We start from the raw sequence: 23,628 nt of genomic DNA on the forward strand, positions 1-23,628 counted from the left end.
TGTATTTTTTAATAACATTGGCATTAAAAAATAGCATTTTTAATCGGAATGATATTCATGAATACATGCGTTAAGTTTTTGGGATGCATGTGAATATTATTAAGGTTTAGTTGCGTGCTCACAGAGTTTGGGTGAGTAAAATTATTATTTTTTTAATTAAAAATAACATTATATCAGCTTAAACTAAAGATAGAGGAAAGATATTAATATGCCTTCAACGCCTAATTTTTTAGATCGATTAGAAGAAAAAAATTTTTTTTCCCAAGTATCTAATAAATCACGTTTACACAAATATTTAATTGATAGAAAGATTTTTTTGTATTGTGGATTTGATCCTACAAATAATAGTCTACATGTAGGTCACTTGTTGCCGATATTATGTTTAAAATATTTCCAAAGCTTTGGTCATACACCTATTCTTTTGATCGGCGGAGCAACTGGTATGATCGGCGATCCTAGTTTTAAGCGATATGAAAGAAAGAAAAACTCTTTAGATTTGTTAAGGTATAACCAAACATGTCTGGAGAAGCAATTATTATTATTTTTTCATCAGGATGATCGTATAACAAATAAAGCAATTATCTTAAATAATTATACTTGGTTGAAGGATTTTTCAGTACTTTCTTTCTTAAAAAAAGTAGGAGATTATTTTTCTGTTAATCATATGATTCACAGAGAATCTGTGAAAAAACGGCTCACAAAAGAAAAAACGGGTATGTCTTTTTCCGAGTTCTCGTATAGCTTATTGCAAGCATATGATTTTTCAGTAGTTTATAAACATTATGGTGTAAAATTACAGATTGGTGGCTCTGATCAATGGGGGAATATTTTATCGGGAATACGATTAATTCGAAAATTATATCATGACGAAGTATTCGGATTGACTTGTCCTTTATTAACTAAATCTAATGGAGAAAAATTTGGAAAAACTGAAAGTAACACGATCTGGTTAGATCCGAAAAAAACTAGTCCGTATAAATTTTATCAATTTTGGATGAATATTCCTGATTCTGATGTAAACAATTTTTTTTCTCTTTTTTCTCTTTTTAGCACACAAGAAACAAATATGAGGTTATTAAATAATAATTATATAGAAGAAATTATAAATAAAAAAATTTTTTTAGCAAATTTTTTAACTCAATTTGTACACGGAAGCAATCTTTTAACTGCAGTACAACGTATTGTAAATATTTTATTCGGAAAAGGATCTATTCAAGATATCCAAAAATCAGATTTTTTACAACTACTGCAAGATGGTGTGCCATTGATTAAATGCGGTGAAAAGATAAGCCTGTCTCATGCCTTAGTTAAATCTTTATTATCTCCGTCGTTAACTAAAGCCAGAAATATGATTGTGTCCGGATCTATTAAGATAAACGGTATAGTTCAGAATCAAAGAGACTATGTTTTTATAAAATCGGATGTATTATTTGAAAAATATACTCTATTGTGTCGAGGAAAGAAGAATTATGTTTTAATTCATTGGGATTTATAATCATTTTTTATGATAGTGTTTTGAAAATAAAATTAAGTTTCAATATTTCAGATATTGAAGCTTTCTCCGCATCCACAAGTAGAAATATGATTTTGGTTTTGGAAAGTAAATGATGAATTTAATCCTATAGCGAGAAAGTCTATTGTTGTGTTATTTATTATTGACGTCCATTGTACGGGAATAAAAAATTTAATTTTTTTTTCTGTCAAGACGCATTCAGAAGAATCGATTTTTTTAGCCATAGCTAAGACGTATTTAAAGCCAGCGCAACCAGTTTTTTTTATTTTTATTTGGACGCCGATGTTTTTTTTGCTTTTTTTTAGTAAAAATATAATTTGTTTTTCTGCTTTTTTAGTGATATTAATTTTGATTAAGGGTGTTTTTTTTCTTTTTTGTTGTTTATCTATATTTTTCATATCCGTTTTAATATCTTTTCCTATTAATTAATAAATATATATTTGACTCTTAGAAAAATTGTATTATTTTTTTACATATATGTAAACAGTTATTTAGCATGACTGTTTTATTTACTATAGCGTTGAAACGTTGAATTAATTATTTTTTATATGTTCAGTAATGTTTGTTCTTGTTATCTTAAAGTAAAATTTAATTTTATTAAATTATATTTTTTATGCTAAAATTGATTTATTAGTTCTAGAACTAGAAGAATATATGATAAAATTTTGTTCATGTAACATTGTATGGTTTTAGTTTTTGATTAAGTAATAAATTATGAAATACTAAAACTTTCAAAAAATATTTTTTAAAATTATCTTTTAAAAAAAATATTTTTATAAAAAACGTTTCCATTTTTTTGTATATATTACATATACAGCTTCTTTCACGTATAAATATTACTGCTATTTATTACCACATTTTGATTATATTTTTTATTGATAGGTTTTTATATATTTTTCTTTTTGAGGAGACATAGGGCTATATAAACAGTTGGTTGATTTTTTTAGGCGCATATCTTTTTTATTATTGGCTTTGAAATGATTTTTATCTAATTAAATAGAGAAGAAAATGAAAAATACTAATGAATTAAATAATTTTACAAATGAATTATTAATAACACCAAAAGATTTATTACATCGCTACAAAATTACTCCTAGTGTTCATGACTTCGTTCAATCTACGCGAAGTAGTATTAGAAATATTCTATCGGGTAAAGATAAACGATTATTAGTTATTATAGGTCCCTGCTCCATTCATGATCCCGTTGCAGCGCTGGAGTATGCAAGAGAAATATATACTTTGCGTCAAAAATATTCATCTTATCTTGAAATTATCATGCGAACATATTTTGAAAAACCGCGTACAGTATTGGGCTGGACTGGTTTAATTTCTGATCCTGACTTAGATAATACTTTAAAAGTAAATAAAGGGCTAAGGATAACGAGAAAGTTGTTATTAGCGATCAACCAATTAGGTGTACCAACCGCGACTGAATTTTTAGACTCGATTTTTAGTCAATTTATTGCAGACCTAATTAGCTGGGGAGCAATTGGAGCTAGAACTACTGAAAGTCAGGTTCACAGAGAATTAGCTTCTCATTTACCGTGCCCGATTGGATTTAAAAACGGTACTGACGGAAATATTTTAATTGCTATGGATGCTATTCGCTCAGCTCAAGTAAGTCACTTATTTTTAGCCCCAAATAAATATGGTAAAATAAATATTTTTCATACTTCAGGAAATAATTGTGCTCATATGATTATGCGAGGCGGACGAGTCCCTAATTATCACAAAAGAGACATAGAACGCGCTACTCAGCAGCTAAGAAAATTTAATCTTCCGGAACATTTAATTGTTGATTTTAGTCACGCTAATTCCTTAAAAGATCATAACCGACAATTAAGTGTCGCTGAGTCTATTATTCGTCAAATTGTAAGCGGGTCTAGGGTTATATCTGGAGTTATGGTTGAAAGTTTTTTAAAAGAAGGGGCTCAACCTGTCGATAAAATTCATAATTTAGTTTTCGGTCAGTCTATTACAGATTCGTGTTTAGGTATCCAAGACAGTATTGTTTTGATAAAAAAGCTAGCAGATGCGATTAAAGCGCGATTAGGAATATTTTAGAGTTCTTTATGATATCGCGATCATATTGTCCGTTTTAATTATTAATATTATTGTAGCTGCTACAGCAAGCTTATATTTATTTTTAGAAATATATCTATGTATGGACATATAAAAAATTTATTTTATTTGAGAATATATATTTTTTCATACAAGTTTTTGTTAGGGACCAGATATGCCTGTTATTACATTAGATAACGGAATTAAGAAGACATATAAAAGAGCCATCACTTTACAAGAAATTTTTAAAGATATATATCCAGAGCATGAGTCATACATTATTGCCGGTTTTGTTAACCAGCGACTAGTTGATGTAACTGCTTTAATTACTGAGCATGCGACTGTAATTATGGTTGATGAAAACAATAAGCAGTTTTTAAGCATGGTAAGGCGTTCTGGTATACAACTATTAAACAGAGTGTTAAAGTTAATGTGGCCGGCCGTTAAAATAGCTGGCGGAGAGATAACTAAATCAGGTTTTTACTGTGATATAGATATGCCGTCAGTTTTAGCAAAAAAAGATTTAAAAAAAATTTCTGAAAAAATGCTAGAAGAAATATCTAGCGGATATAATATATTCTCCAAACATGTTAGAAAAAAATATTTTCTAGATTGCTTGAAGAAAGAAGATGAATTATATCAAATTAGTCTTATAAACAAGCATGCTTTAAAAGAAAAAAATATTAATATTTCTTGTCATAAAGAATATTGTGAGTTTTGCTCTCAAGAGCAAGTACCAAATATTAAATTTTGTCGATATTTTTTTCTACAAGATATTTCAGGAGCATATTGGAACGCTGATAAAAATAATAAAATGTTACAAAGAATTCATGTTTTATCTTTTCTCTCTAAAACTCAATTATTAAAATTTATTAATCGCAAGGAAAAACTAGAAAAGCGCGATCATCGTAAAATTGCTAAACTATTAAATTTATATCATATTCAAAAAGAATCACCCGGCATGGTATTTTGGCATCATAACGGGTATATTATTTTTAGACAATTAGAAAATTTTATTCGCCTTAAATTATTTCAAAATAATTATCTAGAAGTAAAAAGTCCGATTGTCATTGATAAGTCTTTATGGGAAAAAAGCGGCCACTGTGAATACTATAGCAAATCTATTTTTCTTACTCAGTCTGAAAATAGACAATATTGTATAAAGCCCATGAGTTGTCCAGCACATGTGCAAATTTTTCAGGATAGTTTAAAATCTTATAGGGATTTACCGATACGTATGGCAGAATTTGGTAGTTGCCATAGGCAAGAATCGTCTGGTTCTTTGCACGGATTAATGCGAGTACGAGGATTTACACAAGATGACGCTCATATTTTTTGTTCCAAAGATCAAATTAAACCTGAATTAAATCACTGTATTCGCTTATTATTTGATTTATATCATGCATTTGGTTTTAAAAAAATTATTATTAAATTTTCTACTCGTCCAAAAAATAGGATTGGAAGTGATGATCTTTGGAATCAAGCAGAAAATGATCTAGAATCTGTTTTAGTAGAAAATAATTTATCTTTTCAATATCAATTAGGCGAAGGCGCGTTTTATGGTCCCAAAATTGAAATTGCATTAGAAGATAATTTGAAGCGAATTTGGCAGTGCGGAACGATTCAATTAGATTTTTATTTAGCTAAAAAATTAAAAGCGTATTATATGGATCGCAATAATATAAAAAAATATCCAATTATCATTCATCGAGCTTTTTTAGGGTCAATAGAGCGGTTTATAGGTATTCTTATAGAAGAATATGATGGGAAATTACCAATTTGGTTAAGTCCGACTCAAGCAGTAGTTATTAGTGTTTCTAAACAACACATTGCTTTTGTAAAAAAGATAGAAAAAAAATTGTTATTTCATAATATTCGCGTTACTTCAGATGTGACAAATAATAGCGTAGGCTTTAAGATTCGGGAATATATAAAACAACATGTACCTTATATTTTAGTATGCGGGGACAAGGAAGTAAAAAAAAATTATGTAACTATTAGGGCGCGCAATAATAACAAGCAATATCAACAAACTATCGATTATTTTATTACAAAAATTCTAGATAGTATTAAATACTATAGTATACAAGATTTTAAAGTGGAGGGTTAGAGTATTAAAGTCGGAAAAAAAAACCAATTATCGCGATCTCATCGTATTAATCATGAAATTCGCTCTACGGAAGTGCGGTTAATGGGCTTGGAGGGAGAGCAAATAGGAATTGTGGGTATCCATCAAGCCTTAGAAACAGCTCAGATGTCTGGATTTGATTTAGTAGAAATTAGCCCTAATTCTACACCTCCGGTATGCCGGATTATGAACTATGGGAAATTTATATATAAAAAAAATAAAGCTTTAAAAATACAAAAAAAGAAACAAAAGGTTGTTCAGATTAAAGAAATAAAATTTAGACCTAATACGGATAAAGGGGACTATCAAGTAAAATTAAGAAATTTAACTCGTTTTTTAAAAGATGGTCATAAAGTCAAGATTACTTTAAGATTTAGGGGGCGTGAGATGGCTCACCAAAGTCTTGGTGTCGACATGCTGGTGAGGTTAAAAAATGACTTGTCCGATGTAGCGAACATAGAGTTTTTTCCTACAAGAATTGAGGGTCGTCAAATGATAATGTTCCTCTCGCCAAAAAATAAATAATTAATCAGAATATCTATTTTTTTTGTTTTCTTTTTATTTTAAGTATTTTTCAGGAAATATTATGCCTAAAATTAAAACTTTGCGTAGTGCTGTAAAAAGATTCAGAAAAACCGCTTCAGGTCAATTTAAGCGTAAACAGGCAAATTTGCGTCATATTTTGACAAAAAAGAACACAGATTATAAACGCCATCTTCGTAAAAAAATTATTCTTGCTTCGTCCGATAACAAAAAAGTATCCTTATTTTTACCTTATTTTTAATTTAGCGTTTATTTTCGTATACATTGTATTTCAGGGGATTATATATGGCACGTGTAAAACGCGGCGTTACCGCGCATGCTCGTCATAAAAAGATTATTAAATTAGCTAAAGGTTATTATGGAGCCAGATCTCGAGCATATCGAGTAGCTAATCAAGCGGTTATTAAAGCAGGACAATATGCTTATAGGGACAGAAGAAACAAAAAAAGAAATTTTCGAAAATTATGGATTATTAGGATTAATGCAGCAGTTCACGGTTATAATTTATCATATAGTCAATTTATGCATGGATTAAAGGTATCGTCAATTAATATTAATCGAAAAATGTTATCAGAGACCGCAATTTTTGATAAAGAGGCATTTGGTATTTTAATAAATCATTCTAAAACAGCTTTATCGCATTAATCAATTAAAACATTTTTAAGAATTTTATAAGAGGGAGTAACCAGTCTCCCCTATATATTTTTGAAAAAATATTTATAAAACATATACATTAATTTTATCAAATAAGTACATTGGTATAACTGTGAAATTAAAACAAGAAATATTCAATTCTTTAAATAAAATCTCTGTCACGATAAAGAGTGAAATAAAAAATATAAAAGATTTAACTGAATTAAATAACTTTAAGTCTAAATATTTAGGCAAAAAAAGTATTATAACATTATATTTTAGTAAATTAGCATTAGTGAATATTCCAGAAAGAATACAATGTAGTAGTATTTTAAATACCTTTAAGCGTAAAATTAAACATAAAATTATTCAAAAAAAGAGCAGTTTAAGAAATAGATTTTTGTCAGATCAGGCTCAAAGCTCGTATTTAGATTATTCTTTACCTGGCCGCCGCATAGAGCGAGGCAGTTTACATCCTATTACAATGATTATAAATGAAATTAAAGAAATTTTTTATCAGTGGGGATTTGTAATATACTCTGGTCCAGAATTAGAAAATATATACTATAATTTTGATTCTTTAAATATTCCTATCAACCATCCTTCTAGAAGTATGGGAGATACTTTTTGGTTTGATTCCAACCATGTATTACGCACTCAAACTTCTAGCGCGCAGATGAGAATTTTAAAAAAGTATTCTTATCCTATTAAAGCTATTGTTCCTGGAAAAGTTTTTCGGCGTGATTTTGATCATACGCATACTCCCATGTTTCATCAAATTGAAGGACTAATAGTCGATAAATCAATCTCTTTTTCAAATTTAAAGTGGATTTTAAAAAACCTAGTTATTAAGATTTTTAAAAAAAATATTAAAATTCGTTTTCGATCTTCATATTTTCCATTTACTTGTCCGTCTGCTGAAGTAGATATTCAAAATAAATTTGGAGATTGGATAGAAATATTAGGTTGTGGCATGGTTCACCCTAATGTTTTAAAAAACTTTAATATTGATCGAAATATTTATTCTGCTTGTGCTTTTGGCATGGGAGTAGAAAGAATAGCTATGTTAAAATATTCATTATCCGATATTCGTTATTTTTTTGAAAACGATATACGTTTTTTAAAACAATTTGTTTAATAGTGAGAAATAGGGATGAAGTTAGGAGAAGAATGGTTGCGTGATTGGATTAATCCTCCGGTCTTAAATAAGAAATTATGCAAGCAACTAATAGCATTTGGTTATGAAGTAGAGCTCGTTAAGGGAAAAAAACTATTTTTTTCTAATACTAAAATTGGTCAGATTGTTTCTAAAAAAATATGTAATGTAAATAATAGGTTTACTTCATATAAAGTATCTCTTTCAGAGAACTACTTTGTTTATATAAAATATGCAGAAAAAAAATATTTATCTCAGGGCAAGAAAGTGCCTGTTGTTTTTTCTAGCCCTCTAAATATTGTAGATATAAAAAAAAGTTCTTTAGATCAAGTCGATATGACAGTTTGCACTTTTGCTTCTTATCATTTCCTAGGAATAGAAAAAAATAATTATGAAATTCTGATTTTATCAGATAATGCAATGATTGGATCTAATATTACAGATTTTTTTGCTCCCTATCGCTATAGTATGAAGTTTTTCCTTCCTTTTAATCGTACAGATTTGCGCTCTGTTTGGGGCTTATCAAGAGAAGTAGCGATATTAAATAAATTGCCGTTACCTAATTTAAGGCATTCTACTATCTTGGATCAAAAAAGGTCTTTTAATAGCGCCATCAGAGTGATTACTAAAAGCAGTTATATACAATATATTTTTTGTGAATTTCATCATATTAAGATGAAATCGGTTTTACCTTTTTTTATGCAAGAACGGTTAAGAAGATCTAATGCGTTAACTAAGAATATTATTTCTAACATAGTTAATTATGTATTTATCGAAACAGGATACTGGTTTCATGTATTTAATTTAGACCGCTTGGGTCCAAAATTATATATAAAAATTATAAAGAACAAAAAGTCTATTCAAGATAGTGATAAAAAAAATATATACTTACCAGTAGGAACTATTGTTCTAGAAAATTCTAAAAAAATTTTGTCTTTTGAAGATATGGAATATGTTAACTGTAGAAAGATAAATATTTCTACTAAAAACTTATTTTTAGGTTCTCTTTGTGTTGATTTTCATTTCCTTCAAAATCGGCATTTTTCTATGCCAAATTTATCAAGGCAAATAGAGTATTCTAAATACAATACAAACCCGTATATACAGAAAAATATTTTCGAGTATATTCAAAAATTAATATTAGATATATGTGGTGGGATATCATCTAAATCTCAATTTCATTCAATGCAGAATAATGAACGACCCCTTAATACTTTAGTACTAACTATTGAAAAATTAAATAAAATTTCCGGTATTTTTTTTACTAAAAAACAAGTTATATCTATTTTGAATTTTTGTCATTTTTCTTTTTTTGAAAAGAAAAATAATTTTTTTGTGACTCCGCCGTATTGGCGTACCGACATAAATTTTACGGAAGAATTAATTGGTGAGATTATTAGAGTGTATGGTTGTGAAAATGTTAAACTGCAACCTCCTGAAGAGTATACATATAATTTAGAATATAAGAAAGAATGTATCTCATTGTCACGTATTAAATTATTCCTTATTGATCGAGGATATTTTGAAATTATTTCCTATAGTTTCGTTAATTCTCAGATACAAAAATTGTTTTCTGCTCCATGCAATATTTTAAAAATTCAGAATCCTATTTCTAGAGACATGTCTGAGATGAGAGTATCGTTATGGATTGGTTTATTAAATTGTATTTCTTATAATCAAAAACGACAACATGAGTCTATTCGAGTTTTTGAAACTGGATTGTGTTTTTCGTCACAAAAAAAAAATTCTATTAAAATTATTCAGCAGGAATATTTATCTGCAGCAATTAGTGGGTTAGCGGGTCGCCGAGAGTGGTATTCTGTAAACAGAAAATTTGATTTTTATGATTTAAAAGGAGACTTAGAGTCTATTTTAAATTTATGTGGAAAGTTAAAAAATATAGAATTTATTTCAGAAAAGTTTATAGGTTTATGTGAACAAAACAGCGCAGGGATTTATTTAAATGGCCAGTTTGTTGGTTGTATTGGAATATTAGATGCCAAGTTTTATGAAGTTTTTGATTTAAAAGATTCTGTAATTTTATTTGAGATCATGTGGAAAAAAATTCGTGATTTACCGTCTTTAGAGATACAGCACGTATCAGAATTACCGATTAGTAAAAGAGATATTTCTATTATTGTATTTAATTATGTTTTGGGAAAAGATGTTTTAAGGATTTGTCATCAACATACCAGTATTCAGAATACGGGTATATATATATATGACGTGTATTCGGGACCAAATATACCCCGGGGAAAGAAAAGTATGTCTATTTGCTTTACTTTTAATAGCGCTACAAGCTCATTATGTGAATCTGATATTAATTTAAATATTTTACAATGTATGAAGGCTTTACAAAATAAGTTGGGGGCAATATTAAGAGATTAACATAATTTTATTGACTAAAAATGTTTTATATTATTTAGTCGTTTAATTAAATTAAAGTAAACAAGTATAAAAAATTGCATCGAGATACTTTAGGGGGAAATATATAAAATATTTAGCAGTAAAAAAAATAGTAAATTTATTTCGTTGAGTAATCTGGTTTAAGCTGCGCGGAGAACAGTCTGTAAGAAAGTTCAAGCTGGTAAATATTTTTTAAGTATGGAATATGATGCATCATTAGTTAAAATTTTAGATTAGACGGTCATTTAAAATACATTTTTTTAACTTTTTTTAGCTTGAGTATGATATTTTTGTTTTATTTAAGATAGCAAAAGTATTATCAGGAATTAATTTATATTTTTAGGATTTTAATTCATAAAAGCGTAATTACGTTGAGAAAACTAAAATATTGCTTAATTAAAAAGTTATATTTTTAGTATTTTATTTTTGTAATAAACTAATATTTGAAATAAAAAAAAGTTTTTTCAAGTGAATAGTATTAATTATACTGTATTTTCATGAATTAATTTAATTAAATTTAATGAAATTTTTTATAGTATTTATTCTCTTTAAACAAATTAAAACCTTTGTTTTATTAAAAAAATTTACATTAATTAGATTATTAACATTGTATACATTGAATACAGTATAAAATACTATATTGATAGGAAATAAAATATTTTTATAATAAATATTCCAAAATAGCGCCAAAGTTGGTATAAATACTAGAGAAATCATTAATTTTTAAAAAAATACAAGGATACAGTAAATCGATATAATTATTTTTTTAAAACGTTAAAAAAAAGAAAAATCAGCAATGGATAAAAATATCTCTTGTACTTTTTTGAGGAGAAACACTCGGTAGGAGCGTATTCGTATGTTTTTATCATAAACAAAAGAATTTTTAAAAAAATTTTCCATTGGCAGACATAGTTTTTCAATCATTTTCAACATATTCGGGTAGTTGATGTTTTTTGATGAAGTAGTTTGGTTATTAATTTGTTTAATTAAATCTATTATTTTTTTTTCATTTTGAGAAGAAAGCGCTAAAGAACTAGAGCTTAACGGATTTACTGGAATAATTTTTTTTTGTTTTTCTTTTTGTGAAAGAATATTATTGATTCTTTTATAAATATTTAAAATTTTTTCTATATTATTTTTTTTTTGAAATTGGTGCAAAGCTTGAATGCGTGTATCAACGTGAATTAGATTGGTTAACTTAAGAGATAACACGGACAAGATAGTTTTTTTAGTATATTTTTTTTTTAAACATAAAGATTTGTATTTAGAATATATAAAATCTAGAATTAGTTTTTTTATTTTTTCTAATTTTTTTGTTTTATTATATAATTTAAGAGATTGTGTAATTAATTGTCCAAGATTGATGGATATTTTTTTTTCGATTATAATTCGCACTACACCAATGGTAGCCCTGCGTAGAGCAAATGGATCCTTTTTTTGGGTAGGATATTTTTTAATACTAAAGATTCCAGTAATAGTGTCTATTTTTTCAGAAATACTTAATATACAAGAAATTTTTTGTGTTGGTAAGCAAGATTGAGAAAAATTGGGTAAATAGTGTTCTTTAATGGCCAATGCAACGATTTTATCCTCTTGATCAAATAAAGCGTAATACATACCTATAATACCTTGCAAATAAGGATATTCGGTAACAATATTAGTTGTTAGATCACATTTAGATAACATTGCAGAACGATTTAACAAAGGACTATCAACATTTTGATCTTTAGCAATATATTGACTTAATTCTTGCATTCGGAGTGTTTTTTCATACATGGACCCTAAATCTTTATGAAAAGAAATTTTTTTTAATAAAGTTAATCGATCTGATAATTTTTTATTTTTATCCCGTTTGAGAAAAAATTTTATGTTACTTAATTGAGCATGTAGGACTTGTTCGTTTTCTTTAATGATTTGCGATGAGTTAAGTGTATCGACATTACTGATTAAAATAAAATTGTTTGTTATGTTCTGTTTATTTGTTTCATATAAAGGAAAATATTTTTGGTTGTTTTCTATGATATAGACTAGTATATCCTGAGGTATTTTGAGATATTTTTTTTTAAACTGCCCCAAATAAGCTTTTGGCCAGTCTACTGATAATGTTGTTTCTCGTAATAGCTTTTTATTAAAAAAAATTTTTTTATTAATAGATTTTGCTAGTTGATCTATCTGATTGAATATATTCTGTTTTCTTTTTTTATAATTAATCATTATATATTTATTCTCAAAAAATTCTTCTGTATATGAATTAGCATGGTTAAAAATAATTTTTTGAGGAGACATGAGAAAATGTCCATAAGATATATTATTAGACGTAATACCGGGAAGGTTTAAAGAAATAATTTTATGATTTAGCAAAGTCATAATATTTCGTATAGGACGAGAAAATCTAATGGAATTATTATTCCACAGCATGGATCTTTTTAGCGGTATTTTTTTAATGGTTTTAGGTATAATTTGTGCTAATAAATCATTTAAAGAAATAGATTTTTTTTTATAGAGATACGAGAGATATATTTTTCCTTTTATTTCTATTTTTTCTACCGCATTGATGGAAATGTTATATTTTTTTTTCCATTGTCGAGTTATGTCTTTTACGTGGTGATCGACATTATACCCGTTGCTTATGAGGGGGCCTATTTTTCTGATATACTTGGATTCAGGAGAATATAATAAAGAAAATACTTTTAATGCTATTTTTGTAGCTGTATAAAATAAAGAAATAGATGAATAAGAAATTTTATTTTTTTTTAATTCTTCTTGTAAAATAAGATAAAAAGAATTTGCTATTTTTTTAAGTTCGCAACTCGGTAAGGTTTCGGTTTGTACTTCTATTAGCAGTATTTTGTAGTTCATTGTTTACTCTTTCATATAATTATTTATATATTGTATAGCGATTTGTTTTATTTTTTTACGTATCTTTAAAATATGATCTGTTCGATCAGTAGTAGACAATATTTTTTTACAATCTAATAAATTAAAATAATGAATAGCATATAGCATATGCTCGTATGCTGGAATGCATAGAGGATTCGGCAATTGTATGAGTCGCGCGGCTTCTTTTGCGTGTATATCAAATAATTTTGTTAATATTTTACTATTAGAGAATTCAAAATTATAAGATGAGTGTTCTTTTTCATGATCTATAAATATATCAGAATATTTTGTTTTTTTGTTTTTTGCATCGCTCCACAAGATATCAAAAATATTATTAACCTTTTGTATGTGCATCGCAATTCTTTCTAGCCCATAAGTAATTTCTATAGTTGATTGATCGCAGTTAAGTCCACCCATCTGCTGAAAATATGTTATTTGGGTGATTTCCATTCCATTTAATCGCACCTCCCACCCTAAGCCTGATGCTCCTAAGGTTGGGTTTTCCCAATTATCTTCTATAAATCGAATGTCGTTATGACTTATGTTAACACCAATTTTTGCTAAAGAACGGAGATATAAACGTTGAATGTGATCGGGAGCGGGTTTCATCAAGACTTGAAATTGATAGTAATGCTGTAAGCGATTAGGTATATCAGTATACCTCCCGTCAGACGGTCTTCTAGTCGGCTGAATATACGCTACAGCGACTTTTTTTTTTTTTAAAACGTTGAAAAATGTATGATAATGAAATGTCCCTGCGCCGATAGAAATATCTAATGGTTGTAGAATAGTACAGGTGTTTTGACTCCAAAAGTGCTGTAATTTTTGTAGTATTTCATTAAATGAATCTTTGTATGTTGACATTTTTTTCTTCTTTATTTTATGCATAGTATTTTATCGATTTAAAAAGAACAATATAGATATTTATATTTTTAAATTATGTTAGTAACATACTATAATAGCGGTATAGTTAAATAAACCATGATATCTTTGGAAATATATTTTTAATACATCATAATTAAGTAATTTTTATAAAATAACAATGTTTTATTATTTTACTTGTCATGATTATAATAAAAGTAATCTAGGTATTCTATCTTTATTTTCAATAATACATATTTATTTTAAAGAGAAGTAATCAGCTATGATAAAATATATAGGAGCTCATGTGAGTATTTCTGGGGGATTAGAAAAATCTGTATCACGAGCTTATCGATTAGGAGCGACGGCTTTTTCTTTATTTGTTAACAATCATTTAAGGTGGTGCCATAAACCTTTAACTGTGAGCACAGTTGATAATTTTCGTAATTCCTGTAAGCGATATAAGTATCTTTCTTCTCAAATTTTACCTCATAGTAGTTATTTAATTAATTTAGGTCATCCGAATAAAGAAATGAGAAAAAAATCCTGTCAAGCTTTTATGCAAGAAATTTATCGTTGTTATGAATTAGGATTAACAATGATTAATATTCATCCTGGAAGTTCTTTGCGTCAAATTACAGAAAAAAAGTGTTTAGAAAATATTTCTAGCTCTATTAATATGATACTAAACAAAACAAAGCGGGTAATCATTGTTTTAGAAAATACAGCTGGCCAAGGAAGTAATGTAGGGTATTGTTTTGAGCATTTAGCATTTATCATTAAAAAAATAGAAGATAAATCAAGAATTGGGATATGCTTAGATATTTGTCATTTGTTTGTATCAGGGTATCAGTTGAATGATATGAAAAACTTCTTATATACGTTTAAACAATTTAATAGTTTGATCGGTTTTAAATATTTATTAGGCATTCATATGAATGATTCAAAAGGATCATTTAATAGTAGATTAGATCGTCATCATAATTTAGGATGTGGAAAAATAAAAAAGCATGTTTTTTCGCGCATTGTTCAGATGCTAGAATTGCAAGAGATCCCAATAATTTTAGAAACGAAAGATAGTAGTTTATGGAAAAATGAAATTTTATGGTTAAAAAAACAATCACTATTATGTAGCTTTAGCATCTTAGACGCATAATAATAGTTTTTATTCCTAAAAACATTTTTTTATTCGCAGCTAATAATTTGTATAAATATAAATTATACTATTGTTTTATTTTAAAAAAAAGGAATATAGACGTGATAACATTACAAGCAGTTGATCGTTTAAAAATAGGTACTAATAATAGTCGATATGTTCGTCGAGTGAATCATCAGGTTCCAGCAATAATATATGGGAAAAAAATTGTAAAAAAAAGAGGGTTATTAATTTTACTAGAACATGAAAAAGTTTTTGATTTATATAAAAAAAATTTTTTGAATGCTTCTAGATTATTAATACGTTTAGAAAAAGAGGAATTTTATGTTACAGCAAAAGATATTCAGCATCATGCGTTTAAACCAATATTACTGCATATAGATTTTTTATGTATTTAGTTTAGAAAATAATTTGTATTGTGTTGATTTTTTCGGTTTACTTAAAGGTTTATTAGGTTTTTTGTGTATACGGTATTTTTTAATTACTATTGTCATTAATTTTGTTATCGGCACGTATTTTTTCTTTTTTTCTTGATTGAATAAAAGATTGACAAAATTTTTTCGTGCCGACTATTGCTTATTAATAAAGTATTATTTTTTTTTGTAAAAAAAAAAAAAGAAAAAAAAAGTATCTCTTGTTTAGCTATATTTTTTAATAAAGGTATTTTAAGGTTGAAAAAGACGCTTAAGATATTTAGAACATGTGATTTTTTACAATAAAGCGTTTAAAATAATTCACTAATAAATACATTGATATATCGTATTTAATGATTTTTGTATTAAATAATTTTCATGATAAATGTATTCATGTTAGATATATATTTTGAAACATTTTTTAACCGGAATAAAAATTTAGCTGCTACATTTGTGTCATATAAGAAAAAAAAGATTAATTATAACAGTGTTTTTTTTATAATGTATCCGACTATAAGTTCTTCAGATAGTTTAATTTTTTTATAAACAATGTTATGAGTATTAAAATATCATTAACGGTATTCAGAAAAAATATTTATAAAATTTTTAATTATAAGCTTACAGAAATCAATAATTTTTTAATACATAAATTATTGTGATTTTAATCGTTGTTGAAGAGTTACGTGCGTTTAAATGTTTTCTGATCATGTTTTTACTCACGCGGATATAAATATATTTTTTTATCTATTTAATTAAAAATTAACGGATGATATCGTTAATTAGATCACACACACATTCTATGTGTTGTGATAAATAATTTTTTATTTTCTAGGGTAATGTATGGGTTTTTTATAATATTACACCGGGTATATATTTTGACTGGATAGCGTTACAGCGATGATATAAAAATGAATAAAGTTAAAATATTGAATAATTTATGAGTAACAGATAGTTATATACAATAATATATCCGGACGGACTATTTTCTCGTTCGTCAATATTTTTATGGTATATATATAGTTAATTCTGTATGGCATTTAAATAAAATAAGGTTTCTTTTTTTTTAAAAGAGAAAACAACATAGTTAGAGTGATGCAATACATGATAAATTTTATTTTTATAGATAAAAAAAGATATACGCTTATTTATTTCGTTGTGCAGAAAAAAGTAATTTCATTAAGGACCAGAAGCTTTTATTTGATTATTAAATATGATCTGTATAATTGAGTTTATATGGATTAAGACTACTGTAGCATAATAGTTATAATTACTATTTATTATGATGTACTCAAAATTTTAGTAAGGAAATAATTGCGAGATGTATATAAAAAATCGGCCTATTAAACGATTAGGACAAAATTTTTTAATAAATAAAGATATTATTGATAAGATAATACAAAAAATCGGCTTACACCATGATGATAATATTTTTGAAATAGGGCCTGGATTTGGGGCTTTAACTTTTCCTATATGTGATATTGTTCGTTTTAATATTACGGTATTGGAAATAGATAAAAGAATTGTTTTTTTTTTATCGAAATGCAAATATAGCAAACAATTAAATATTATTTTAATTGATGCTATGAAATTTGATTTCCAGCTTTTTTTTTCTTTACAGAAAAATATTCTGTATCGTTTTATAGGTAATTTACCGTATGGTATTTCTACTAGTTTTTTTTTATATATTACTCCCTATCATAATAACATTCTCGATATACATTTTATGTTTCAAAAAGAAGTAGCTAACAGAATCATAGCGAAGCCTGGAACGAAAGAATATGGGAGATTAAGTATTATGGCGCAATATTTTTATTTTATAACTCCTATTTTACGTGTTCAAAAGCATAATTTTTTTCCTACCCCGAAAGTAGACTCAATTTTTTTAAAATTTAAACCTTATTATAAGTATAATCGAGATGAGACATTACAGCACTATTCTGCGTTACAGTTAATTACCCGGAAAGCTTTTCAACATAGGAGAAAACTTTTATATAAAAATTTATCTCTCTTGTTTTCGAAAAAAGAATTATTAAAAGTAACGATTAACCCGTTGGCACGAGCAGAAAATATTTCAGTGCATCAATACTATTTATTGGTAAATTATTTTTTAAAACGAGAAAGATAGTATATATATTTTTTTTTCATCAATAATTTAGGAATTATTATCTTTCGCGTTGTGATTATGAAACAGAAAATCACGTATAAAGTGACCATAATCAAAAATATTTATATTATAAAGGTAATAATTTGTTTATGAAATGTAAATATCTGCGACTAGTGGTGTATTTTATTGTTTGTTTGTTCATAATTTTTCCGGTATTGGTGTATTAATAAATCATTTAATATATTGATAAAGTGAAAGTTTATATAATGTATTGATAGAAAAGAAATAAATTAATTTATTTCTTTGTGTAGATCTTGCAAGCATGTTATAGGATATTTTCCAATATATTGAAAAGTAGAGACAGTAGCATACGCTCCGTTTAACGTAGAATCAAAATGTATTTTGTGTTTTAATGCGTTTTTTCGAATTTCATAGATTTTTTTATTTTTTTTGTTATTTACAGATGTATCTATGATATAAATATATTTTTTATTTTTTATATAATCTTCTATATTGGGTCTTCCTTCGTTAAGTTTATTGGCTAGCGTAGTATATATTCCTGCAGATTTTAATATTAGATGAGTCTCTTTAGTAGCCTCAATATCAAAATTTAATTTTTTTATTTGTACCGCTAGATTAATAATTGAATTTTTATCAGACGTTGCAACAGATAATAATATTATTCCTCTTTTTTTAAGTTTGATTCCGGTCCCCAGCATAGCTTTATAAAAAGCTAATGAAAAATTTTTTCCAATGCCCATTACTTCTCCAGTAGATCGCATTTCTGGACCTAAAAAGGGATTTACTTCTGGAAACTTATTAAATGGTAACACTACTTCTTTGACTGAATAATGCTTAGGAACAATTGTCTGGCTATATCCTTGTTGTGACAAGGTTTGCCCACAAATAGCTCGCATAGCTATTTTTGCTAACGGAATTCCGATGGCTTTGGAGATAAAAGGAACAGTTCGCGATGCTCTCGGATTAACTTCTAAGACAAATATTTGTTCTTTTTTGATAGCAAATTGAATATTTATCAAGCCTAGTACTTTTAACTTAATAGCTAAAATTTTGGTTTGTTTTTGTATTTTTTTGTTTATGTGTGAACTTATAGTATAGGCGGGTAATGCGCAAGCAGAATCACCTGAGTGGATTCCAGCTTGTTCTATATGTTCCATCACCCCACCGATAAATATCTCTTTTCCATCACAGACAGCGTCAACATCTATTTCTATAGCATTATCTAAATATTGATCTAATAGAACGGTTGGATGAATTGATTTGTCTTTACGTCTTGAAAAATATCGGGCTAACTGACTATTGGTAGAGATAATTTCCATGTCACGACCCCCTAAAACGTATGACGGCCTGACAAGAATAGGGTATCCGATAGAATCAGATTTTTCAAGAGCTTCCTTTATATTATCAGCAGTATCATTAATGGGTTGCAGTAATTTCAATTTTTTGACTATTTTTTGAAATTTTTTTCTATTTTCAGCTATATCAATATTTTGAGGTTGCGTTCCCAAGATATTAATTCCTTCTTTTTGAAAATATTTAGCTAATTTTAGTGGAGTTTGTCCGCCATATTGAATAACAACTCCTAAAGGTTTTTCTATTCTTACAATTTCTAGGATTGCTTCTAGTGTTATCGGTTCAAAATATAAGCGATTAGAAATATCGTAATCTGTAGAGACTGTTTCTGGATTACAGTTAATCATGATGGTTTCATATTTGTCTTCTTTCAATATTTGAGACGCATGCACGCAACAATAATCAAATTCGATACCTTGACCGATTCTATTGGGTCCGCTACCTAGGATAATAATTTTTTTTTTATTTTCGGTAGGTAAGGATTCGCATTCATCCTCCCAAGTAGAGTACATATATGCTGTTTCTGTTGCAAATTCAGCAGAACATGTATCTATGCGCTTATATACAGGGTGTAAGTTCATTGATTGTCGGAGTTTCCGGATTACATCTTCTTTGACATTAATTAACTGAGCAATTCGTAAATCTGAAAATCCTTGAGATTTTAAAAATTTTAATTTTTTTAAGTTTAAATCACGTATTTTTATTTTTTTTGTGCCTTCTTCTATAGTGATTAAATTTTTAATTTGTTGTAAAAACCAAGTATCTATACCTGTTAATTTTTTTATTTTTTTGATAGTCCACAACAATCTAAATGCTTCTCCGATATACCATAATCTTTCTGGGCCGGCTTCTTTGAGTTCATAATGTATTTTTTTTTCTTTTAAAATATTATATGGCATATTTTGATTAGCGATATTGATATCAAATCCTGTAGATCCTGTTTCTAAGCTCCGCATGGCTTTTTGTAAGGATTCAGAAAATGTTCGACCGATAGCCATAACTTCCCCAATAGACTTCATTTGCGTGGTTAATCGATCATCGCATCCGTGAAATTTTTTAAAATCGAATCGAGGTATTTTGACAACAACATAATCAAGACAGGGTTCGAAAGCTGCAGGCGTATTTTTTCCTGTAATTTTATTTGTCAATTCATCTAACGAATATCCTATAGCTAGTTTAGCAGCAATACGAGCGATAGGAAACCCCGTTGCCTTAGACGCCAGAGCAGATGATCGCGATACTCGTGGATTCATTTCTATTACAATCATATTTCCGTTTTTTGGATTAACAGCAAATTGTACGTTTGATCCTCCATTTTTTAAGCCAATCTCCTTAAGAATCAAAATAGCTGCATTACGCATATTTTGATATTCTTTGTCGCTTAAGGTTTGAGCTGGTGCAACTGTAATGGAGTCCCCAGTATGGATGCCCATAGGATCCATATTTTCGATTGTGCATACAACGATAAAGTTTTCTGATTGATCCAGCATTACTTCTAGTTCGTATTCCTTCCAGCCAATTAATGATTCATCAATTAATAGCTCAGATATTGGCGATAACTCTAATCCTCGCATACAAATTTTAATAAATTCTTCTTTATTATAAGCAATTCCTCCTCCGCTACCACCCATTGTGAATGATGGTCGGATAATGCATGGAAAACCAATAGATTTTAATATTATTTTTGCCTCTTCGAGGGTGTGAGCTATACCGCATTTTGCTGTTTGTAAATTAATTTTTTGCATAGATTTCTCAAATAAAAACCTATTCTCAGCTTTTTGTATGGATTCAATGGTTGTCCCTAAGAGTTCTACGTTGTACTTCTTTAAAATATTTTTTTGATGTAACTGTAATACACAATTAAGGGCTGTTTGGCCCCCCATAGTAGGTAAAATGGCATCGGGTTTTTCTTTTTTTATAATTTGAGTAATAATATTTACATTAATGGGCTCAAGATAAGTAATATCAGCTACTTCGGGATCAGTCATAATTGTTGCGGGATTAGAATTAATTAAGAGTACTTTGTACCCTTCTTCTTTTAATGCCCTGCATGCTTGCGCCCCGGAGTAATCAAATTCACACGCTTGTCCTATTATAATCGGACCCGCTCCTATAATTAATATAGATTGTATATCATTTCTTTTTGGCATATAAATTTTCCTGTTCAAGCATATTTTTAGTAAAAATATCAAATAACATTTGAATATCATGAGTTCCAGGACTGGATTCCGGGTGCCCTTGAAAGCTAAAAGACGGATGGTTTTTTAAGGCAATACCTTGAATAGACTGATCAAATAAAGAGATATGTGTAACTAACATGTTTTTTTGTATAGTATTAGGGTTAATAGTAAAATTGTGATTTTGCGAAGTAATAAAGACGCGTTTAGTAAATATATTTTGTACCGGATGGTTGGATCCGTGGTGTCCAAATTTCATTTTTATGATTTGAGCTCCAAGGGATAATGCCAAAATTTGATGACCTAGACAAATTCCAAACATTGGAATATTATAATTTAATAAGGCTTTTATATTGAGAATTGTTTTTGTATAAGATCTAGGGTCTCCGGGGCCATTAGACAATAAAATTCCTGATGGTTTTAAAGATATTAGTTCATTTGCAGGTGTGTCAAATGGAACTAATGTGATTTTACATTTCATTTTTTTTAAAATGTTCAATATATTTTTTTTAACGCCAAAGTCATATACAATAACATGAAATTTTTTTTTTATATATATATCCTTGTCGCTTATATCGCGCCAAACCTGAGTTTTAGTTACTCCAACTGATGGTATAGAATGATATTCTATTTTTTTTCTATAATTTTTTATATTTTGAAAAGCGCGTTTAATATGAATAAACTCTTCAGATTGAATACATCCAAATTGTGATCCAGTTTCCCGTAAAATTCGTGTTAATTTTCTTGTATCAATATCCGATATAGCAACGATTTTGTTTTTTTTAATATATTGATGAAAATTTTCTGTACTTCGAAAGCTACTATCAATAGGGGAGATAGAGCGGACGATAATACCGTTGGCTTGAATCTGACAAGACTCTTCATCTTCTACATTTGCGCCAACATTGCCAATATGAGGACAGGTAAATGAAATAATTTGTCCAGAATACGATGGATCTGTTAGTATTTCTTGATACCCGGTCATAGCGGTATTGAAGACTATTTCACCTACTGTTTCTCCTGTAATACCCGCGTTAATTCCAGTAAATATGTTTCCGTCTTCTAATACTAGCTGTGCTAATTTTGTCAAAACATTCTCCTAGGTCATAACTTTATATAATATTTTTCTTCTTTATTGGCATGAAGTGAATATGTTGCAAAATACTAATTTACCTAATTTTTATAGACTTGAATTATCTTTTAGAACATCGGACATGCTGTATAAGCCTTTTTTCTTTTTATGTATCCATATTGCCGCTTTCAGAGCCCCTTTTGCAAAGGTAGATCGGCATGTAGCTGTATGAGTAATAGAAATTTTTTCGTGCCTATTAGAAAATAATATAGTATGTTCGCCAATAGTGTTTCCCTCTCTAATAGAAGAAAAGCCAATTTTTCTTTTTTTTCTTACTCCCGTATTTCCATAACGTGAAAAGATAGCAGATTTTTTGAAATCCCATTGCATGGTGTGTGAAATAACTTTACCCAATTGTAAAGCAGTTCCAGAAGGAGCATCTTTTTTATTTCTATGATGAGATTCAATAATTTCTATATCCGCTTGGTTCCCTAATATAGGTGAAATATATTTGAGTATATTATGAATAATATTTATTCCTATGCTAAAATTAGCAGAAAATAATATCGGTATTTTCTTAGATGCTTCGTGAATTTGGGTTATTTGTGTATCATTAAATCCCGTTGTTCCAATGATAATATTTTTTTTATTTTCTACACAGTATTTTATCATTTTTAACGTTGATTGTGGTTCACTAAAGTCAATTAATGTATCAAAATCGAGAATATATTTTTTTTTTTTAAGATTATTTAATGTTGTAAAGAGTTTTGTATGATTGGCAAGAATTTTTTTATTATTTATTGTATTATCTGATTGGTTCATATTATTGATTAGCGCATATTGTAAGTGAATATATTTATTTTTTTGAATTTCTTTAATAAGTAGTTTTCCCATTCGACCGCGTGCTCCGGTTATAGCTACCTTAGTTATTTTTTTTTCCATTTTATAAGTCCTATTTCTTGAGGCGATGTAGTAAAGATTTTTTATATATATAATATTTATTATATATAATATTTGTATTTTTATATTTTTATGTGCTCGGAATTAATACTTGGAATTTAGTTTTGTTTAATAGTTTGTGCTTTGATCAATTTTATTATATCTATTTATTTGGATAGAATATTTTGGGTCAAATCAGGATAAATATAACT

General features: G+C 27.9%; 17 protein-coding genes. 11 read left to right on the plus strand and 6 right to left on the minus strand.

Annotated elements, in window-relative coordinates; genetic code table 11:
• Window positions 1-208 precede the first annotated feature (208 nt).
• Window positions 209-1,495: a tyrosine--tRNA ligase gene (tyrS, locus tag CINFORN2912_RS00405; protein ID WP_075433697.1), complete on the plus strand. Its 1,287-nt coding sequence runs from the start codon at window positions 209-211 to the stop codon at window positions 1,493-1,495.
• Between the two features lie 47 nt (window positions 1,496-1,542).
• On the opposite strand, the gene CINFORN2912_RS00410 is transcribed toward tyrS, so the two are convergent.
• A complete protein-coding gene (locus CINFORN2912_RS00410; RefSeq protein WP_082253667.1) occupies window positions 1,543-1,911 on the minus strand; it encodes a HesB/IscA family protein in 369 nt (122 codons plus the stop codon).
• A gap of 610 nt (window positions 1,912-2,521) precedes the next feature.
• Here CINFORN2912_RS00410 and CINFORN2912_RS00415 point away from each other — a divergent pair.
• The 7 genes from CINFORN2912_RS00415 to pheT all read left to right on the plus strand — a co-directional run bounded on the left by CINFORN2912_RS00415 (window position 2,522) and on the right by pheT (window position 10,422).
• The gene (locus tag CINFORN2912_RS00415) at window positions 2,522-3,577 is read left to right on the plus strand and encodes a 3-deoxy-7-phosphoheptulonate synthase (RefSeq protein ID WP_075433698.1); all 1,056 of its coding nucleotides are present in this window, start codon (window positions 2,522-2,524) and stop codon (window positions 3,575-3,577) included.
• Window positions 3,578-3,749: 172 nt separating this feature from the next.
• Window positions 3,750-5,684 (plus strand): threonine--tRNA ligase, encoded by a 1,935-nt coding sequence (gene thrS, locus CINFORN2912_RS00420; RefSeq protein WP_075433699.1) that lies wholly within the window; start codon window positions 3,750-3,752, stop codon window positions 5,682-5,684.
• Between the two features lie 3 nt (window positions 5,685-5,687).
• On the plus strand, window positions 5,688-6,227 hold the full coding sequence (gene infC, locus CINFORN2912_RS00425) for a translation initiation factor IF-3 (RefSeq protein ID WP_075433700.1): 540 nt from the start codon (window positions 5,688-5,690) through the stop codon (window positions 6,225-6,227).
• 61 nt (window positions 6,228-6,288) lie between these two features.
• Complete coding sequence (gene rpmI, locus CINFORN2912_RS00430; protein WP_075433701.1) at window positions 6,289-6,486, plus strand: 50S ribosomal protein L35; 198 nt, start codon at window positions 6,289-6,291, stop codon at window positions 6,484-6,486.
• Window positions 6,487-6,530: 44 nt separating this feature from the next.
• Window positions 6,531-6,890, plus strand: coding sequence for a 50S ribosomal protein L20 (gene rplT / locus CINFORN2912_RS00435; RefSeq protein WP_075433702.1), 360 nt, complete (start codon window positions 6,531-6,533; stop codon window positions 6,888-6,890).
• A 139-nt stretch (window positions 6,891-7,029) separates the two neighbouring features.
• Window positions 7,030-8,016 (plus strand): phenylalanine--tRNA ligase subunit alpha, encoded by a 987-nt coding sequence (gene pheS, locus CINFORN2912_RS00440; protein ID WP_075434223.1) that lies wholly within the window; start codon window positions 7,030-7,032, stop codon window positions 8,014-8,016.
• A 15-nt stretch (window positions 8,017-8,031) separates the two neighbouring features.
• Window positions 8,032-10,422 carry a phenylalanine--tRNA ligase subunit beta gene (gene pheT / locus CINFORN2912_RS00445; RefSeq protein WP_075433703.1) on the plus strand — a complete coding sequence of 797 codons (2,391 nt, stop codon included), beginning with the start codon at window positions 8,032-8,034 and terminating at the stop codon, window positions 10,420-10,422.
• Between the two features lie 792 nt (window positions 10,423-11,214).
• On the opposite strand, the gene glyS is transcribed toward pheT, so the two are convergent.
• Window positions 11,215-13,299, minus strand: a complete 2,085-nt coding sequence (glyS, locus tag CINFORN2912_RS00450; protein WP_075433704.1) for a glycine--tRNA ligase subunit beta — start codon at window positions 13,297-13,299, stop codon at window positions 11,215-11,217.
• A gap of 3 nt (window positions 13,300-13,302) precedes the next feature.
• Window positions 13,303-14,184 (minus strand): glycine--tRNA ligase subunit alpha, encoded by an 882-nt coding sequence (locus CINFORN2912_RS00455; RefSeq protein ID WP_075433705.1) that lies wholly within the window; start codon window positions 14,182-14,184, stop codon window positions 13,303-13,305.
• Window positions 14,185-14,467: 283 nt separating this feature from the next.
• On the opposite strand from CINFORN2912_RS00455, the gene nfo reads away from it, so the two are divergent.
• From nfo to rsmA, 3 genes are all read left to right on the plus strand, one after another.
• On the plus strand, window positions 14,468-15,337 hold the full coding sequence (nfo, locus tag CINFORN2912_RS00460) for a deoxyribonuclease IV (RefSeq protein WP_075434225.1): 870 nt from the start codon (window positions 14,468-14,470) through the stop codon (window positions 15,335-15,337).
• Window positions 15,338-15,438: 101 nt separating this feature from the next.
• A complete protein-coding gene (rplY, locus tag CINFORN2912_RS00465) occupies window positions 15,439-15,735 on the plus strand; it encodes a 50S ribosomal protein L25 (protein ID WP_075433706.1) in 297 nt (98 codons plus the stop codon).
• Between the two features lie 1,333 nt (window positions 15,736-17,068).
• The gene (rsmA, locus tag CINFORN2912_RS00470) at window positions 17,069-17,875 is read left to right on the plus strand and encodes a 16S rRNA (adenine(1518)-N(6)/adenine(1519)-N(6))-dimethyltransferase RsmA (protein WP_075433707.1); all 807 of its coding nucleotides are present in this window, start codon (window positions 17,069-17,071) and stop codon (window positions 17,873-17,875) included.
• Between the two features lie 269 nt (window positions 17,876-18,144).
• Here rsmA and carB read toward each other — a convergent pair whose 3' ends face one another.
• From carB to dapB, 3 genes are all read right to left on the minus strand, one after another.
• Entirely contained in the window at window positions 18,145-21,378 is a 3,234-nt protein-coding gene (carB, locus tag CINFORN2912_RS00475) for a carbamoyl-phosphate synthase large subunit (RefSeq protein WP_075434227.1), read from the minus strand.
• Window positions 21,362-22,495, minus strand: a complete 1,134-nt coding sequence (gene carA / locus CINFORN2912_RS00480; protein WP_075433708.1) for a glutamine-hydrolyzing carbamoyl-phosphate synthase small subunit — start codon at window positions 22,493-22,495, stop codon at window positions 21,362-21,364. Before carA ends, carB begins: the two co-directional genes overlap by 17 nt.
• A 90-nt stretch (window positions 22,496-22,585) precedes the next feature.
• Window positions 22,586-23,419: a 4-hydroxy-tetrahydrodipicolinate reductase gene (dapB, locus tag CINFORN2912_RS00485; RefSeq protein WP_075433709.1), complete on the minus strand. Its 834-nt coding sequence runs from the start codon at window positions 23,417-23,419 to the stop codon at window positions 22,586-22,588.
• Window positions 23,420-23,628 lie beyond the last annotated feature (209 nt).

It is taken from the genome of Buchnera aphidicola (genome assembly GCF_900128725.1).
In the GTDB taxonomy this organism is placed as follows: domain Bacteria; phylum Pseudomonadota; class Gammaproteobacteria; order Enterobacterales; family Enterobacteriaceae; genus Buchnera_F; species Buchnera_F aphidicola_K.

What these genes read in the sequence shown, in the direction of transcription:
- tyrS (WP_075433697.1), top strand. Translation starts at nt 209, where the DNA reads ATGCCTTCAACGCCTAATTTTTTAGATCGATTAGAAGAAAAAAATTTT.
- CINFORN2912_RS00410 (WP_082253667.1), bottom strand. Translation starts at nt 1,911, where the DNA reads ATGAAAAATATAGATAAACAACAAAAAAGAAAAAAAACACCCTTAATC.
- CINFORN2912_RS00415 (WP_075433698.1), top strand. Translation starts at nt 2,522, where the DNA reads ATGAAAAATACTAATGAATTAAATAATTTTACAAATGAATTATTAATA.
- thrS (WP_075433699.1), top strand. Translation starts at nt 3,750, where the DNA reads ATGCCTGTTATTACATTAGATAACGGAATTAAGAAGACATATAAAAGA.
- rpmI (WP_075433701.1), top strand. Translation starts at nt 6,289, where the DNA reads ATGCCTAAAATTAAAACTTTGCGTAGTGCTGTAAAAAGATTCAGAAAA.
- rplT (WP_075433702.1), top strand. Translation starts at nt 6,531, where the DNA reads ATGGCACGTGTAAAACGCGGCGTTACCGCGCATGCTCGTCATAAAAAG.
- pheT (WP_075433703.1), top strand. Translation starts at nt 8,032, where the DNA reads ATGAAGTTAGGAGAAGAATGGTTGCGTGATTGGATTAATCCTCCGGTC.
- glyS (WP_075433704.1), bottom strand. Translation starts at nt 13,299, where the DNA reads ATGAACTACAAAATACTGCTAATAGAAGTACAAACCGAAACCTTACCG.
- CINFORN2912_RS00455 (WP_075433705.1), bottom strand. Translation starts at nt 14,184, where the DNA reads ATGTCAACATACAAAGATTCATTTAATGAAATACTACAAAAATTACAG.
- rsmA (WP_075433707.1), top strand. Translation starts at nt 17,069, where the DNA reads ATGTATATAAAAAATCGGCCTATTAAACGATTAGGACAAAATTTTTTA.
- carB (WP_075434227.1), bottom strand. Translation starts at nt 21,378, where the DNA reads ATGCCAAAAAGAAATGATATACAATCTATATTAATTATAGGAGCGGGT.
- dapB (WP_075433709.1), bottom strand. Translation starts at nt 23,419, where the DNA reads ATGGAAAAAAAAATAACTAAGGTAGCTATAACCGGAGCACGCGGTCGA.